Here is a 15,787-nt window from a genome sequence, read left to right on the forward strand (position 1 = left end):
CTGTGCAATCAAGACTGAGCGGGTACGGCAGACGGGCGGCTTTGCGGCGGATCGGCGACCGCTGTCATTTCCTGGCGGATTTGCGTCGATGCGCGCAGCATTTGCTTGATGGGATAGGCCAGCGCCGCCAGTTCGCCCGTAGTGTCGAATTGAGTGGGCAAGTCTGTCGATGCCGGGCTGCTGTCGTCAAGCAAATCGACCATGCCCTTTAGCGCTTTGCGCATCGGTTCGGGGGTTTCTTTCAGCCCCGTGAGCAAGGGAATGGCCGCTGTGATCTGCGAGGCCATGATGTGGTTTTGAATGAGCAGATTGTTGAATTCCGGCACGTTCACTTGATGAGAGCGCGGCTCGCTCATCATGCGATAGAACGCCTCGGCATAATTGCTGAAGGCAATGTGCACGTTCTTGCGTGCGAGGCGCCAGGCGATATCGGCCTGGGCGGGTGAGGGCACGTCGTCTGATGGCGCCATGCCCGCGTTTGCCGCCTGCATGGCTCTGACGTAACTCATTCCCGTACGCAAGTATTCGCGATTCGCGTTGGTGGCTGCGCGTGCCAGCGGTTTCATATAGCGCGCTTCCCACCAGGGCAATACATAGCTGCATATAAGCGCAATGGCGCAGCCCATTGCGGTATCGAGCGCCCGTTCGCCGATCACGGCCATGGACACTGTGCCTGGCGCGACGAAGTGAAACACCATCACCACGAACAACGTATTAAATATCGCGCTCGCCATGTAGTTCAGTTGCAGCATGCTATTGCCCATGACGCAGGCAACGAGCAGCACGGCAAACAGGATGGTCGGGTGAGTTGTGACGCGAAATAGCGCCAGTGCCAACAGGCAGCCGATCAATGTTCCCATCAGGCGCCAGCCGTTGCGTTGCCGGGTCAACGCAAAGCCGGGCTTCATGATGATGATGATCGTGAGCAGCACCCAGTAGCTATGTGCCGAAGATACCTGCGGGGTCATCCACTGGCCGATCAATCCCATTGCCAGCGCCGCAGCCAGGGTGACCCGCACGGCATACCGGAAATACGGGGAATCCAGGCGCAAATTGCTGGTGATCATGCCGATGCGCAGCTCTTGGCGGGACATGAACTGCGTCAGCGATTTATCGATACGCAGCTCATCGGTAGGTTGTGCATCCGTGCGCGCGTCGGTATGGTCGGCCAGTTTGTTCACGATGCGCGAGGCGTTGCGCAGCCGTCGTAGTACTTGCACGATGAGGGCTAGCGTTTCGGGTTCGCGTTCGCTCATGCCCTGTTGTTTGAACTGTTCGATTTCGTATTCGATGGCGCGCAATTCAGCCTTGGGACTGCTGCGATACTGCACGGCGCGTCCGCGCGATACATCCAGCGCGATTCGGTTCAATTCCAGCGACATTTTGACCAGCGCGTCACGCATGAACAGCAGGCAATCATGGCCGGCTAGTACCCGGCGTAACGAGGCATAGTCCGTATGCGAGGCGACGAGTGTATCGAGCAACTGGAGCATGTTGACAAACATGTTCCACAGCATGACGCGCTCACTGTCGCCGTAGCCGCGTCCTCGTGGCAGTGTGCGCAGCACGATATCGCGCGCTGACTGGTGTTTTTCCGTCATCACGGATTGTGATTGGATCAACTCGCGGTAGATGTCGTCCAGATCGGTCGTTTCATCGTAAAAGCGGCTGCGTGCAGCCATATAGTCCGCCGTGGCAAATAGCGCTACGGACATGGCCTGACGCTCTTCGCGCAGCCAGAACACGCGGCTGAACGCCAAGCTGAAGGCCAGGTAAAACAGTGCGCCTCCCAAGGTCGCCAATGCATGGGGCAGTACTTGGCTCGGCGTCATCGGCGAATGCATGGTCAGCGTCATGATCAGCAGCCCGCCGAAACCGATCAGGCCGCCGCGTTTGCCGAAGACTGAAAACATCGAAAAAATAAAGCATTGGCCGATGATCGCCAGCCACAACAGCACGGGATAGGTTGAGACCGCGCCGGTGATCGCGACTGCCATCGTGGCCAATAGCGCGCCGCCGAGCATTTCATTGGTGCGGTGCCGTTGGGGGCCGCCGGGCTGATCGATGATGGCCAGGCACTGCGCGCCAAACGTCGCCACTAGGCCATAGGCATATTCGCCAAAGATGCCGCCCAGCACCAACACGGGCAGCAACATGCCCACCCCTTGCCGTACCCCGCCAAAAAAGTAGTGGCTGTAGAGAAAGCGCGGAATACTGGCAATGCGAAAGTCCATGAACGGGCCGCTCTGTAGATGCGATGATGCAAGTATAGAAACAAGTGCGGGGCGTGGGGGAGGCGTTAGCTGCATCTAGGAGCCGAGGAGGGTTCTTAAGCCGTTTGCTGCGGCCCGGCAGTGGGGGCAGGCGGGACTGGTCGGCTGACTCGTCCCCTGAACGGGGACTCGGCCTGCGTCCGTGACTCCTCGGCGGGCCGGGGGCCAAACTCGCTCCGCTGCGCTCCACTCAAACATGGCCCCCGGACTNCCCCCGCCGAGGAGTCACGGACTGGGCAGCCTCCAACAGTCCCGCCTGCCCCCACTGCCGGGCCGCAGCAAACTCACGGTTGAAGAATCGCGTTGCGCTCCGGATGAGGCTTTCTTTTTTATGGGGTCGGATGAGTGTGGGGAATATGCTAATCGCCGATTTGCTCCTAATGCCGCAACGCGGTAAATTCGCTCTCTTGCGCCAGTCTGCCTATCCGATGCTGGTGCTCAGGCAAGCGTGCCGCCCAGACTACATTCCAGGCGGTGCGCCCTAGTTAATACTTGCTGTTGGCCGCGTCACAAGCGTGTGTTGCCAAGGCTTCCATTTCGACCTCGAACGTCCCCGTGGGGCGTTTTGCACTGCGTTCCCGACGAATGCGTGCCAGGTTGGCAAGGTGTCTGGGTGGCGAGGTTCCGTGAATCTCAAAGCGCCAGATCATGTTGTCGGCGTTGGTATTTGTTCGGTTGCTGCCGTATCAGGGCGTGCAACAGTCTGGAAAACAGGGCCGGTCCTGAAACAGGAAATGAATATCATGGAAACCATAGGCGCCGATATACTCGTGCGCTGCCTGGCCGAAGAAGGCGTCGAGCACGTTTTCGGCTATCCCGGCGGCGCCGTGCTGTACATCTACGACGCAATTTTCAAGCAAGACAAATTTCAGCATATCCTGGTGCGCCACGAGCAAGCTGCCGTGCATGCCGCCGATGCCTATTCGCGCGCGTCGCAAAAGGTCGGCGTATGTATCGTCACCAGCGGCCCCGGCGTGACGAACGCCGTCACGGGTATCGCCACTGCCTACATGGACTCGATCCCGATGGTCATCATCAGCGGACAGGTCCCCACGGCGGCCATCGGCGAGGATGCCTTCCAGGAATGCGATACCGTGGGGATCACGCGTCCTTGCGTCAAGCACAACTTCCTGGTGCGTGACGTCAAGGATCTGGCCGATACGCTGCGCAAAGCCTTTTACATCGCCCGCACCGGCCGGCCCGGCCCCGTGTTGGTGGATGTCCCTAAAGACGTCAGTCTGCAGCCATGTAAATACGTCCCGGCCAAGGGCGAGATCAGCATGCGCTCGTATGCGCCCGTCAACAAGGGCCACCAAGGGCAGATCAAAAAAGCCGTGCAGATGCTGCTGGCTGCCGAACGCCCGATGATTTACTCGGGTGGCGGCGTCATTCTGTCCGATGCTTCGGACGAACTGCGCCGTGTGGCTGAGTTGTTGGGTGCGCCTTGCACCAACACGCTGATGGGCTTAGGCGCCATGTCGGCGACCGACCGTCAGTTTGTCGGCATGCCGGGCATGCATGGCACCTACGAGGCCAACATGGCGATGCAGCATTGCGATGTGCTGTTGGCCGTGGGCGCGCGTTTTGACGACCGCGTGATCGGCAATCCCCGTCATTTTGCGCAAAACGCGCGCAAGATCATTCACATCGATATCGACCCTTCGTCGATTTCCAAGCGGGTGCGGGTCGATGTGCCGATCGTGGGCAACGTGAAAGACGTGCTGGTCGAGCTCATCGCGCAATACAACGCCGCGCGGGCCGAGGCCAAGCCGGCTTCCCAGGAAAAATGGTGGCAGCAGATCGAGGCATGGCGTGGCAAGGAATGCCTGAAATACGCTCTCTCCGACGAAGTCATCAAGCCGCAATTCGTGGTGGAAAAGCTCTGGGAAGTCACCGGCGGCGACGCTTTCGTGACCTCCGATGTGGGCCAGCACCAGATGTGGGCGGCACAGTACTACAAGTTCAACAAGCCGCGTCGCTGGATCAATTCCGGTGGCTTGGGCACCATGGGTGTGGGCTTGCCGTACGCCATGGGGGTGCAGATGGCGAATCCGGGATCGGAAATCGCCGTCATTACGGGTGAAGCATCGATTCAGATGAACATCCAGGAACTGTCCACCTGCCAGCAATACCATCTGACGCCCAAAATCATCTGCCTGAACAACCGTTTCCTCGGCATGGTCCGGCAGTGGCAGCAGATCGATTACGGCTCGCGCTATTCTGAGTCGTATATGGATTCGCTGCCCGATTTTGTGAAAGTGGCCGAGGCATATGGCCACGTGGGATTGCGTATCGAACGTCCGGCTGATGTCGAGCCTGCGCTGCGCGAAGCATTCAAGAAGCACAAGGATCGCCTGGTCTTCCTGGATTTCATTACGGATCGCACCGAAAACGTGTGGCCCATGGTGAAAGCCGGCCGCGGGCTGACCGAGATGCTGCTCGGTTCCGAAGACCTGTAAGGAGGCGGTCATGAAACATGTGATTTCCGTGTTGATGGAAAACGAACCCGGCGCGTTGTCGCGCGTCGTGGGGTTGTTTTCTGCGCGTGGCTACAACATCGAGACCCTGACCGTGGCCCCGACCGAGGACTCGACCTTGTCGCGTCTGACGGTGGTGACGGTCGGCTCGGACGAGGTGATCGAGCAGATCACCAAACACTTGAACCGTCTGGTCGACGTGGTCAAAGTCGTTGATCTGACCGAAGGGCCGCACATCGAGCGCGAGCTGATGTTGATCAAAGTCCGGGCTGTCGGCAAAGAGCGCGAAGAAATGAAGCGCATGGCCGATATTTTCCGTGGCAGCATCATTGATGTGACCGACAAGACGTACACCATTGAACTGACCGGCACGCAGGACAAGGTGCAGGCATTCATTGACGCCCTGGATCGCAGTGCCATCCTGGAAACCGTGCGCACCGGCGTGTCCGGCATCGGGCGCGGCGAACGGATCCTGAAGATCTAACAGGCATTTTTGCCTACACCCCTACTGCATTAACTGAATTCAAAATAATCCGGAGTACACAACATGAAAGTTTTCTACGACAAAGACTGCGACCTCTCCCTCGTTAAAGGCAAAACCGTTGCCATCATCGGCTACGGCTCGCAAGGCCATGCCCACGCCCTGAACCTGCATGATTCGGGTGTGAAGGTCGTTGTCGGTCTGCGCAAAGATGGCGCTTCGTGGAAAAAAGCCGCTAACGCTGGCCTGGAAGTCAAAGAAGTCGCCGAGGCCGTCAAGGCCGCCGACGTAGTCATGATGTTGCTGCCTGACGAAAACATCGCTGCGGTCTACCGCAACGAAGTCCACGCCAACATCAAGGCTGGCGCCGCGCTGGCATTCGCTCACGGTTTCAACGTGCACTACGGCCAAGTCGTGCCCCGTGACGACATCGACGTCATCATGATCGCCCCGAAGGCCCCTGGCCACACCGTGCGTTCGACCTACGCCCAAGGCGGCGGCGTGCCCCACCTGGTGGCCGTGTATCAGGACAAGTCCGGCTCGGCCCGTGACGTGGCCCTGTCGTACGCCAGCGCCAACGGCGGCGGCCGTGCCGGCATCATCGAAACCAACTTCCGCGAAGAAACCGAAACCGACCTGTTCGGCGAACAGGCCGTGCTGTGCGGTGGTACGGTCGAGCTGATCAAGGCAGGTTTCGACACCCTGGTCGAGGCTGGCTACGCCCCGGAAATGGCTTACTTCGAGTGCTTGCACGAGTTGAAGCTGATCGTTGACCTGATCTACGAAGGCGGCATCGCCAACATGAACTACTCGATCTCGAACAACGCTGAGTTTGGCGAATACGAGACCGGCCCCAAGGTTGTCACCGAGCAAACGCGCCAAGCCATGCGTCAATGCCTGACCGACATCCAGACCGGCGAGTACGCCAAGAAATTCATCCTGGAAAACGCCGCTGGCGCCCCGACCCTGACCTCGCGCCGCCGCATCAACGCGGAATCGCAGATCGAACAAGTCGGCAGCAAACTGCGCGCCATGATGCCTTGGATCGCTGCCAACAAGCTGGTCGACAAGTCCAAGAACTAAGATCGCGTTAGTCACGCTTTGCCCCGCGAAGGGGTAGGGCAAGAAAGGCATCCTTTCCCAAGGATGCCTTTTTTTTGCCGCAGTGCGGCCTCGGCGCGTCGTTGGGTGCCCGCAGCAAATCCGGCCGGCACGCCAATTGCGGTGGGCCGGCAAGCCGCTAGCACCGCGTTAGAGGCCTTTTTTCCTTACGAATGAGTTAACCTTTCAGCTATTCGCCGCCACTTTTTGTAAATATGCCCAATTTTTCAATGCGAGATTCTGAAAATCGTCATCGCAGTATCTATTTGCTGCCTAACGCCTTTACCACCGCGGCGCTGTTTGCCGGCTTTTACGCTGTGGTGCAGGCGATGAACGATCGTTTTGAGACCGCCGCTATTGCGATTTTCGTCGCCTTGGTGCTGGATGGGATGGACGGCCGAGTGGCGCGGCTGACCAATACCCAATCGGCGTTCGGCGAACAATACGACTCCCTGTCGGACATGACCTCGTTCGGCGTCGCGCCGGCGCTGGTGATGTACGAGTGGGCCCTGCATGATCTGGGCCGCTGGGGATGGCTGGCCGCATTTGTGTATGTGGCGGGGGCGGCGTTGCGCCTGGCCCGCTTCAATACCAATATCGGCGTCGTCGATAAACGCTATTTCCAGGGGTTGCCCAGCCCGGCAGCCGCTGCGCTGGTGGCGGGTTTTGTCTGGCTGGCGATCGATAACAAGCTGCCTCTTCAGGATGGTGTGCTGAGCTGGGTGGCGTTCGCCCTGACCATGTATGCGGGCGTCACCATGGTGTCGAATGCCTCGTTCTTCAGCGGCAAGAGCTTTGCCCTGGGCCGCAGCGTGCCGTTCTGGGGCATTTTGCTGGTGGTCGCCGTCTTCGTATTTGTATCCAGCGATCCCCCGGTAGTCCTGTTCGGCCTATTTGTGCTCTATGGCCTGTCCGGATGGGTAGTGATGTTCTGGCGCTGGAACCGCGCCAGAAAGTTTCAGCAAGAGCGCCGCTCGCACTCGGACTGAACCGGCCCGCATTGACGCAAAATCGCGCATCGCCACAGTCCTGTGGCGTGCGCGTCCTCAAGCCTGGATCAGCGCCTCAACCCCTCTCAGCGCCAACGCCTGTCCTCGTCGTACAACGGGTCAGGCCCGGGATGAAAGCGGGTCACGCTATTGCCGTCTCGTCCCATATACACGTACATGAGCGAGTTCCACACGCCCGACTGCTTGTAACGGTACGCCCAGACGGTTTCGCGCACGCTGGGCAGGCCTACCCCCGAGATATCGGCCGGCGGGCCGAACTCGCACTGGACTTGCTCCGCCGTCATGCCCTGCGCCAAATGCTGCTTGAAATAGGGATCGGTCAGAATAGGAACGATCTGCTCGGTGCGTCCATCGCTCGTGAGATCCGTGCCCCAGGCGTACTGGCCGGACGGCTGGGTGGTCCAGATGACGCGATGTGTGCCGTCGGCTCGGGTGCATTCAAAATTGGGCCGGCCAAACTGGCTCGTGACCTCGCCCATCGGGGCGCCGGGCGGCACCTGGGCCAGATTGGCGCAGGCCGACAGGGCACCCAGCGCGGCGGTCAGCGCCACGGCGCGGCTTGCCAAGCGGTAAATATGGCGGGGCATGGCGATTCTCCGGCGGGCGGCGGCCATGGGGCCAGCACCCGAAAAGGGCGGCCAGACAACGGGTATTCCGGCCTAGTAGGGTAATTCTAGCGAATCGGCTATAATTCCATCCTTGATTTGCCCGGCTATTGTGTATGGCCGGGCAAATTAATATTGAACGCACGTCAAAAAGTTGTACAACAAGTCGTATTTCGCGCATGCCAGCGCCTGCGCAACTGTTTGCCGTTTTTTAAAACCACGGTAGGGCACCTCGGCCCTGCCGCCAGTCCGAAGAGGTCATTCCATGTCCGTAGCTGACATCAAAAAAGCCGACATCGTCGCTCAGTTTCAACGCGCCCAAGGCGATACCGGTTCCCCCGAAGTCCAAGTAGCCCTGCTGACCGCTCGTATCAACGAGTTGACCGGTCACTTCAAAGAACACATGAAGGACCACCATTCGCGCCGCGGTCTGCTGCGCATGGTCAGCCGTCGTCGCAAACTGCTCGACTACCTCAAGGGTCGCAATCCCGATTCGTACCGCGCACTGATCGAAAAACTCGGTCTGCGCAAGTGATCGACGGGGCAGGCTCCCCATGACACAACCGTGGTCGGTGCGGCGTTTGTCGCAGCGGCCACGGTTTTTCATTTGTAAGGAATTCTCGTCATGTTCAATAAAGTGACTAAATCGTTCCAATACGGCCAGCATACGGTCGTGCTGGAAACCGGCGAGATCGCCCGCCAGGCCTCCGGCGCTGTGCTGGTGTCGGTGGACGATACGGTTGTATTGGCCACCGTCGTGGCTGCCAAAAAGGCAAAACCCGGTCAGACGTTCTTTCCGCTGACGGTCGACTACATCGAAAAAACCTACGCCGCTGGCCGTATCCCCGGTGGCTTCTTCAAGCGCGAAGGCAAACCCTCCGAAAAGGAAACCCTGACCTCGCGCCTGATCGATCGTCCGTTGCGTCCGTTGTTCCCCGAAGGCTTCTACAACGAAGTCCAAGTGGTGCTGCACACCCTGTCGGTCAACCCCGACATCGATCCCGATATCCCGGCCATGATCGGCGCCTCCGCTGCTTTGGCGATCTCGGGCATTCCGTTCAATGGTCCGATCGGCGCCGCTCGCGTGGCCTACATCGATGACCAATACGTGCTGAACCCCACCGCTTCGCAATTGAAGTCGTCCAAGATGGACCTGGTGGTCGCCGGTACCGAAAATGCCGTGCTGATGGTCGAGTCCGAGGCTCAGCAACTGTCCGAAGAAGTCATGCTCGGCGGCGTGGTGTATGGCCACGAACAAATGCAGGCAGCCATCAACGCCATCCACGAGTTGGTGCGCGAGGCTGGCAAGCCCGATTGGGAATGGCAAGCCGCTCCCAAAAACGAAACCCTGATCTCTGCAGTCACCACGGCAGCCCAAGCCAACCTGGTGGCGGCTTACCAGATTCGTGAAAAACAGGCGCGTACGACGCAACTGCGCGAGGCCTATGCCGACGTGCATGCCAAGCTGGCTGAACAGGCCGCAGCCGCTGGCCAGGACGCTCCCGACGCTGTCGAAGTCGACAACATCCTGTTCGACCTCGAAGCTCGCATCGTGCGCGGCCAGATCCTGAACGGCGAACCCCGTATCGACGGCCGCGACACTCGCACCGTGCGCCCCATCAGCGTGCGCCTGGGCGTGTTGCCGCGTGCACACGGCAGCGCCTTGTTCACCCGCGGTGAGACGCAGGCTCTGGTTGTCGCCACGCTGGGCACCAAGCAAGACGAGCAGATCATCGACGCGCTCATGGGCGAATACCGTGACCGTTTCATGCTGCACTACAACATGCCTCCGTTTGCGACCGGCGAAACCGGCCGTATCGGCGTGCCCAAGCGCCGCGAAATCGGCCACGGCCGTCTGGCCAAGCGCGCCTTGGTCTCGCTGCTGCCTGCCCACGAGGATTTCCAATACACCATCCGTCTGGTGTCGGAAATCACCGAATCCAACGGCTCTTCGTCGATGGCGTCGGTGTGCGGTGGCTCGTTGGCGATGATGGACGCAGGTGTGCCGCTCAAGGATCACGTGGCCGGTGTGGCCATGGGCTTGATCCTGGACGATGGCAAATTCGCCGTCCTGACCGACATCCTGGGTGACGAAGATCACCTGGGCGACATGGACTTCAAGGTGGCCGGCACGCAAAACGGTATTACCGCGCTGCAGATGGACATCAAGATCCAGGGCATCACCAAGGAAATCATGCAGGTAGCGCTGGCCCAGGCCCGCGAAGGCCGCCTGCACATCCTGGGCAAGATGACCGAAGCCCTCGAAGGCTCGCGTGGTGAACTGTCGGCCTTTGCGCCGCGCATGCTGACCATCAAGATCAATCCCGAGAAGATCCGTGACGTGATCGGCAAGGGCGGCGCTACCATTCGCTCCCTCACCGAAGAAACCGGCACCCAGATCGACATCTCCGATGATGGCACGATCGTGATCTCCAGCGTGGACGAGGCTCAGGCCAAAGAAGCCCAACGCCGCATCGTCGAACTGACCGCGGACGTCGAAGTCGGCCAGGTCTATGACGGTTCCGTCCTGCGCCTGCTGGATTTCGGCGCCATCGTGCAAGTGCTGCCGGGCCGTGACGGCTTGCTGCACATCTCGGAAATCGCCAACTATCGCATCGCCAACATCAACGATGTGCTCAAGGTCGGCCAACAGGTCCGTGTCAAGGTCATCGAGGCTGATGACAAGGGCCGTCTGCGTCTGTCCATCAAAGCCATCGGCGGGATCGAGCAACAGCAGCAACCTGGTGCTGAAGCCGCCCCTCAATCGGCGCCGCAAGCTGAATAAGCTTTGCGTTTCTTGAGCAAAAAACGGCACCGCAAGGTGCCGTTTTTGTTTTGTTTACGGTAAATTCCTGGACGCGAGGATGCAGGAACATGGGGTGCCTGCCGCGACACAACGGAGCACTCATTGGTCAGTACAGGAATCATACGGGCATGAGGTGCCCACGGTGGGTAGCCTGGATGTGTGCGAGCGGCATCCTGTTGTGGGCGGCCGGCTGTTCGCTAGGTCAGCCCGAGGCAGTCGGGCCGGAAAGCGAAGGCATGTCCATGGATCAGTTTGCGCAGACTGACTTCAACCGGACCGTCACCCTGGAAATTCGCGACAACCTCGACAGCCTGTACAGCCTGCTGGACAAACTGTATCGCCGCAATCCTCGCGAATGGCGCAAATCCGGCGTTCCCACGCAAGAGGCGGCGGTGGCCCGGGTGCGAAAAATGATCGAAAACCGCACACCGCCTGCTGACTTAAGTGGTTTGCGCGATATTCAGATCCTGGCGGTCTCGCTGGATCCTGCTTATACCCGCGACCGGGTGGCTGCCTTTATTTATGGTCTGGCAGATACGTTGATCGCTGCCCACAACGATAAAACGCGTATTTACGTGTCCGATGTGCTGCATGGGCAGCGGATCTACAACGCCGCTCGCAACGTCGAGGCAGCTGCCTGGTTGCTGGCATCTCGCCGCAATGTGGCAGGCGAGCCTTTGTTATTGGCCAACGAAATATCTCCCACCGTGACCAACCTCAGTTTCGAGCGCGAATTCGGTGCCATCATTGGCCGATTGGATTTGATTGCCAACCTGTTGGGCGAGAACGACCGGCGCATCGGGATCAATTATGCGCAGGGACTGCTGTTCTTTAATTTCCTGCCCGTGCGCTGAGGATTTACACTCATGGTCCCGGCCATATGCGTGGCTGGTGATGAACCTGCTGGCCGTATTTGATGGCGATCCTCTGTCGCTACAGCCAAGCAGTGTCGACGATTTTTACTGGATTCGACCGTGATCGATCTCGCCGCCATACAAGCCGCCCGCGCCCGTCTACAAGGGCAAGTGCATAAAACGCCATTTACGCACTCGCGCACGCTCTCCGACATCCTGGGCGCCGAGATCTGGCTGAAATTCGAAAACCTGCAGTTCACTGCCTCGTTCAAAGAGCGAGGTGCGTTAAATCGAATGCTGGCGCTGACACCGCAGGAACGCAGCAAGGGCGTCATCGCAGTGTCTGCCGGCAACCATGCCCAGGGCGTGGCCTATCACGCGCAATGCATGGGCGTGCCTGCGGTGATCGTCATGCCTCGATTCACCCCTACGGTCAAAGTCGCCAATACGCGGCGCTTCGGTGCAGAAGTCGTCCTGCATGGCGATACCTTTGACGATGCGCAGGCGCATGGTTACGAACTCGTACGTGAGCGTGGCCTGATCATGATCCATCCCTACGACGACGAGGCCGTCATCGCAGGGCAGGGCACTCTGGCGCTGGAAATGCTGGAGGACCAGCCGGACCTCGACGCCATGGTCATCGCCATCGGTGGCGGTGGCTTGATCAGCGGCATTGCGACCGCGGCGAAAGCGATCAAACCGGGTATCGAAATCGTCGGCGTACAAACCGAGCGCTTTCCCTCCATGTACGCTGCCGTGAAGGGGGCGTCGATGGCTTCCGGTCACTACACGATCGCCGAAGGTATCGCGGTGAAATCCCCTGGCGTCATCACCCAAGAAATTGTTCGTCGCGCGGTCGATCGTATCGAACTGGTCAGCGAGAGCGATATCGAGCACGCTATCGTCGTGCTCCTGGAAATCGAGAAAACCGTGGTCGAGGGCGCGGGAGCAGCCGGCCTGGCTGCACTGCTACGCGATCAAGCCGAAGGCGGGCAACGTTTTCGCGGCAAACGTGTTGCGCTGGTGCTGACTGGCGGCAACATCGATCCTTTGATGCTGGGCGAATTGATCGAACGCGGCATGGTACGCGCGGGCCGCTTGGCCCGTATCCGCGTGGATTTGCGCGACTTGCCCGGCGCCTTGGCGCACGCCACCAAACTGATTGCCGATGCCCAGGCCAACATTACCGAGGTGCATCACCAACGCGCCTTTACCGCATTGCCTGTACGGAACGTCGAAGTCGATTTCGTATTACAGACTCGCGGCCCCGAGCATATTCAGGAAGTGATCGATATATTGAACGCCGCAGGGTTTGCGGCGAGCAATCACGATCATTGAGCCTCTCGGCGGCGCGTCACAGCCCGTCGCGCGCGACCAGCGCCTTTAGCCTATACAGCCGCTCGCGATGCAGCGTTGCGTCCAGCGGCTCCGGATCCCGGCCCAGCGCAACATAGTCCGCCGGTATCGCCCGGATCGATTCGCGCAGCTGGTTCGCATCGTCTTGCCACCATTGCGACAATAATTTATCCGGGTTAAATACGTCCAGCCCCTGGCGCCGCAGCTCGGAACGGCGAAAGTCCTTTAGATTCCAGGTGGTCACCAATACCTGGGGCGGTTGCTGCAGCCCGCAGCGGGCTCGTAGGGCAAGTCCTGCCGCGATGACATGAAAATCCTTGGGATCGCTGTAACGTAACCCGGCTTCGTATACCTGCAGATCGCCTTGCGTCGCTTGCGGAAACCGTTCGTTCATTTCCGCCCATTGTGTCTCCAACACATCCAGGGGGATATCCCAGAGCCGCGCGGCATTCCGGCGCCATTCCTCGCCGATGCGTTCGCTCCATACAGGCTGATAGACGCCATGGGCAGCCAGACTCAGCATCAAGCGGCGCATGATCCCGGACATCAGCACACAGGCGTCCAGCACGACAAAGGGGGACGAAGCAGGGGGAAGGGCAGGCACGGCAGTTGGCGCCAGGCAGCGCCTCAAAAATAAGTGACGGCCGTCACTGTAACAGGAACGCCCTCAGGCTTTGTGGTAACAAGAGGTAGCTATGGGGCCAGACATCCTATTGGGCAGATTCTTCTGGCGTTTCAGATAGTTATAGATTCGTTGCATCTATTAGGGAAAACCGCCTTGAGTCCCTATTTTTCTTCCAGTAGCTTGCTCTGATTAGTCTATAACGGCCCATTGTGCGTGGTTCACATGACACTGGGATGAACATCCTGGATGGTCTGTCGTGTGGTCGCGGCAACGGCCGGAGATAGTCTCTGGAGAAAGTTTGTGGATATTCCTAGCGTCCTTCAGTCTCGCCCCATCATTGCCCATACGGCAGTAGACGGCCTGACATTCCGGCAAATGGCAGGATATGAGGGGTTGTCGCAACTGTTCGAATTCGAAGTCGAGCTGCTTGCAGACAATTTCAACCTGGATTTGAAACAACTGCTGGGCAAGCCCTTGACCCTCGAATTGGCGACCTCATCCGCAAAGCGTTATCTCGGCGGGCAAGTGGTGCGTTGCGTCATGGTGGGCCGCGAAAACAGCGTCTCGCGCAATTACATCTATAAAGCCACGGTGAAACCCTGGCTCTGGTATCTGACGCAGACCTCGGATAACAAGATATTCCAGCAGAAAAACGTCCCCGACATTATCAAAGAGGTGCTCGGGGAATACGGGTATCCATTCGAAATGAAGCTCACGGGCAGCTATCGCTCGTGGGAATATTGCGTTCAATATCAGGAAACGGATTTTGCCTTCATCAGCCGCCTGATGGAGCACGAAGGGATTTACTACTACTTCAAGCACGATAAAGACCAGCACACGCTGGTCATGACCGACGATATTGCCTCGCATAGCCCGGCGCCTGGTTACGAGACGATTCCCTACTACGGCCCCGACCGGGTAGCGACGCCGCAGGAAGAATGCATCTCGATGTGGGAAGTCTCCGCGCAGGTGACGCCTGACGGCTACGCCACGGTGGACTATGACTTTACGAAACCCGGGGCGAGCCTGGATGCGATGTCCAAGCGCAAGGGCGGCTCAGAGCCGGGCAACCTCGAAATGTTCGAATGGCAGGGCGGTTTCCAAGAGGCGCAGCATGGCGAGCAATATGCCCGGATTCGCCTGGAGGAATTACAAAGTATTCAGGAACAGAACCTGGGGCTGAGCAACGCTCGGGGCTTGGCGCCGGGGCATTTGTTTACGCTGCGCAATCACCCGCGCAAAGCGGAAAACCGCGAGTATCTGGTGGTGATGGTGAACTACCGGATGAGTGTCGGCGGCTATTCCAGTGGGAGCGGGACGGAGGAGTTTTACGAGGAGTCATTCTCGGCTCTGCCGTCGAACGTGCAATATCGCGCCCCTCGCACGACACCGATTCCGCGCACCCACGGCCCGCAGACGGCGCGTGTGGTGGGACCGGCGGGCAAGGAACTCTGGACCGACAAGTACGGCCGGATCAAAATCCAATTCCATTGGGACCGCTACGGCCAGAAAAACGAAAGCAGCTCGTGCTGGGTGCGGGTGTCTAGCCCGTGGGCCGGCGGCGGATTTGGCGGGTTGCAATTGCCGCGGATCAATGACGAAGTGGTTGTCGATTTTATCGGCGGCTGCCCGGATCGGCCGATCGTGTTGGGGCGTGTCTATAACGCCAACAATATGCCGCCGGTGGAGTTGCCGGGCGGGGCAAATCAGAGTGGTTTCCGCAGCCAGTCGGTCTATGGCGATCCGACGATGTGCAACAAGATGATCTTTGATGACACGCTGGGCTCGGAGCTGGTGCATCAGCGGGCGCAGAAGGACCATTGCCATGAGGTGGTGAATAACCATAACCATACGGTTGGTTGCAACTATATCTTGGATGTTTGCGGGCTATACAGCCTGCATGCCGGTCAAATGAGAGTTGAAGTTTGCGGTACGACGAGCTTTACGTTGCACGACACAACTACGACGCACATCGAAGGCACCTACACAAAAACAGTCGACCAGCTTTATACGAAAATTAGTAACGCTGGCATTACCGAGGTCACGACTGGAGTATTGGACCGCACTCAGGACGGAGAGCAAAAGCTCACCGAGACTGGCAACGTGACGCACACGTTGGAGGGCGATTACGGCTCCACACATACGGGCAGCTTCAAAAAAATCATCATCGGCGACGTTGGTTAATCAATTGTAGGGGAA

12 protein-coding genes are annotated in these 15,787 nt (G+C 59.0%); 9 read left to right on the top strand and 3 right to left on the bottom strand.

Annotated elements, in window-relative coordinates:
* Positions 1–8: 8 nt before the first annotated feature.
* Complete coding sequence (locus ACNA0I_RS16450) at positions 9–2,234, bottom strand: FUSC family protein (RefSeq protein WP_415807074.1); 2,226 nt, start codon at positions 2,232–2,234, stop codon at positions 9–11.
* Between the two features lie 782 nt (positions 2,235–3,016).
* Between ACNA0I_RS16450 and ACNA0I_RS16455 the strand changes: the two genes are divergently transcribed.
* The 4 genes from ACNA0I_RS16455 to pssA all read left to right on the top strand — a co-directional run bounded on the left by ACNA0I_RS16455 (position 3,017) and on the right by pssA (position 7,321).
* Positions 3,017–4,732, top strand: a complete 1,716-nt coding sequence (locus ACNA0I_RS16455) for an acetolactate synthase 3 catalytic subunit (RefSeq protein ID WP_415807075.1) — start codon at positions 3,017–3,019, stop codon at positions 4,730–4,732.
* A gap of 10 nt (positions 4,733–4,742) precedes the next feature.
* Positions 4,743–5,234, top strand: a complete 492-nt coding sequence (gene ilvN / locus ACNA0I_RS16460; protein ID WP_094820104.1) for an acetolactate synthase small subunit — start codon at positions 4,743–4,745, stop codon at positions 5,232–5,234.
* A 63-nt stretch (positions 5,235–5,297) separates the two neighbouring features.
* The gene (gene ilvC, locus ACNA0I_RS16465) at positions 5,298–6,314 is read left to right on the top strand and encodes a ketol-acid reductoisomerase (RefSeq protein WP_415807076.1); all 1,017 of its coding nucleotides are present in this window, start codon (positions 5,298–5,300) and stop codon (positions 6,312–6,314) included.
* Between the two features lie 233 nt (positions 6,315–6,547).
* Positions 6,548–7,321 (top strand): CDP-diacylglycerol--serine O-phosphatidyltransferase, encoded by a 774-nt coding sequence (gene pssA, locus ACNA0I_RS16470; RefSeq protein WP_415807077.1) that lies wholly within the window; start codon positions 6,548–6,550, stop codon positions 7,319–7,321.
* An 86-nt stretch (positions 7,322–7,407) separates the two neighbouring features.
* Here the strand turns inward: pssA and ACNA0I_RS16475 are convergent, their stop codons facing one another.
* Positions 7,408–7,929, bottom strand: coding sequence for a hypothetical protein (locus ACNA0I_RS16475; protein ID WP_415807078.1), 522 nt, complete (start codon positions 7,927–7,929; stop codon positions 7,408–7,410).
* Between the two features lie 283 nt (positions 7,930–8,212).
* Between ACNA0I_RS16475 and rpsO the strand changes: the two genes are divergently transcribed.
* From rpsO to ACNA0I_RS16495, 4 genes are all read left to right on the top strand, one after another.
* Entirely contained in the window at positions 8,213–8,482 is a 270-nt protein-coding gene (gene rpsO / locus ACNA0I_RS16480; protein ID WP_012248532.1) for a 30S ribosomal protein S15, read from the top strand.
* Positions 8,483–8,572: 90 nt separating this feature from the next.
* Positions 8,573–10,732, top strand: coding sequence for a polyribonucleotide nucleotidyltransferase (pnp, locus tag ACNA0I_RS16485; RefSeq protein ID WP_415807079.1), 2,160 nt, complete (start codon positions 8,573–8,575; stop codon positions 10,730–10,732).
* A 149-nt stretch (positions 10,733–10,881) separates the two neighbouring features.
* Complete coding sequence (locus ACNA0I_RS16490) at positions 10,882–11,607, top strand: hypothetical protein (protein ID WP_415807080.1); 726 nt, start codon at positions 10,882–10,884, stop codon at positions 11,605–11,607.
* A 120-nt stretch (positions 11,608–11,727) separates the two neighbouring features.
* A complete protein-coding gene (locus ACNA0I_RS16495; RefSeq protein ID WP_415807081.1) occupies positions 11,728–12,945 on the top strand; it encodes a threonine ammonia-lyase in 1,218 nt (405 codons plus the stop codon).
* Between the two features lie 16 nt (positions 12,946–12,961).
* On the opposite strand, the gene ACNA0I_RS16500 is transcribed toward ACNA0I_RS16495, so the two are convergent.
* A complete protein-coding gene (locus ACNA0I_RS16500; protein WP_415807185.1) occupies positions 12,962–13,510 on the bottom strand; it encodes a PIN domain-containing protein in 549 nt (182 codons plus the stop codon).
* Positions 13,511–13,888: 378 nt separating this feature from the next.
* On the opposite strand from ACNA0I_RS16500, the gene ACNA0I_RS16505 reads away from it, so the two are divergent.
* Positions 13,889–15,772, top strand: coding sequence for a type VI secretion system Vgr family protein (locus tag ACNA0I_RS16505; protein WP_415807082.1), 1,884 nt, complete (start codon positions 13,889–13,891; stop codon positions 15,770–15,772).
* The last annotated feature ends 15 nt before the right edge of the window (positions 15,773–15,787 follow it).

It is taken from the genome of Bordetella muralis, from assembly GCF_965139205.1.
Classification (GTDB): domain Bacteria; phylum Pseudomonadota; class Gammaproteobacteria; order Burkholderiales; family Burkholderiaceae_B; genus Bordetella_A; species Bordetella_A muralis.

Bases quoted from the DNA above. Each gene is read 5' to 3' on its own strand.
- ACNA0I_RS16450 (WP_415807074.1), bottom strand. From the start codon at position 2,234: ATGGACTTTCGCATTGCCAGTATTCCGCGCTTTCTCTACAGCCACTAC.
- ACNA0I_RS16455 (WP_415807075.1), top strand. From the start codon at position 3,017: ATGGAAACCATAGGCGCCGATATACTCGTGCGCTGCCTGGCCGAAGAA.
- ilvN (WP_094820104.1), top strand. From the start codon at position 4,743: ATGAAACATGTGATTTCCGTGTTGATGGAAAACGAACCCGGCGCGTTG.
- ilvC (WP_415807076.1), top strand. From the start codon at position 5,298: ATGAAAGTTTTCTACGACAAAGACTGCGACCTCTCCCTCGTTAAAGGC.
- pssA (WP_415807077.1), top strand. From the start codon at position 6,548: ATGCCCAATTTTTCAATGCGAGATTCTGAAAATCGTCATCGCAGTATC.
- ACNA0I_RS16475 (WP_415807078.1), bottom strand. From the start codon at position 7,929: ATGCCCCGCCATATTTACCGCTTGGCAAGCCGCGCCGTGGCGCTGACC.
- rpsO (WP_012248532.1), top strand. From the start codon at position 8,213: ATGTCCGTAGCTGACATCAAAAAAGCCGACATCGTCGCTCAGTTTCAA.
- pnp (WP_415807079.1), top strand. From the start codon at position 8,573: ATGTTCAATAAAGTGACTAAATCGTTCCAATACGGCCAGCATACGGTC.
- ACNA0I_RS16490 (WP_415807080.1), top strand. From the start codon at position 10,882: ATGAGGTGCCCACGGTGGGTAGCCTGGATGTGTGCGAGCGGCATCCTG.
- ACNA0I_RS16500 (WP_415807185.1), bottom strand. From the start codon at position 13,510: ATGTCCGGGATCATGCGCCGCTTGATGCTGAGTCTGGCTGCCCATGGC.